Origin of the sequence: Micromonospora sp. LOL_023 (assembly GCF_048060115.1) — a bacterium.
Classification (GTDB): domain Bacteria; phylum Actinomycetota; class Actinomycetes; order Mycobacteriales; family Micromonosporaceae; genus Micromonospora_E.
In genome coordinates this window covers 1-324 of sequence record NZ_JBHMIM010000216.1, presented here as the reverse complement: position 1 = coordinate 324, position 324 = coordinate 1, and the positions used below count along the sequence as shown (strand labels likewise).

The following is a 324-nucleotide window of genomic DNA, read 5'->3' as shown; positions in this document are numbered from 1 at the left end:
CTCGGCGGACCGGCACCCTACTGGCAGTCCTGGACGTTCAACGACATCGGCAACCGGCTGACCGAGGTGTCGCACACCAGCGCCGGTGACACCACCAAAACCTACACCTACCCGGCGGCCGGCGCGGCCCGCCCACACGCCCTGACCTCCGTCACCACGTCCGGGCCGACCGGCAGCAGCATCGCCAACTACAGCTACGACGACGCCGGCAACACCATCACCCGACCCGGCACCACCGCCACGGCACAGACCCTGGACTGGGACACCGAAGGACGGCTGGCCCAACTCACCGACGGCAGCCAGCAGCACGAGAACGTCTACACC

1 protein-coding gene is annotated in these 324 nt (G+C 68.8%); it reads left to right on the top strand.

What is annotated here, in order from left to right:
- A partial coding sequence (locus ACFHVL_RS31525) for a hypothetical protein (RefSeq protein ID WP_416632270.1) occupies positions 1-324 on the top strand: 324 nt, incomplete at both ends.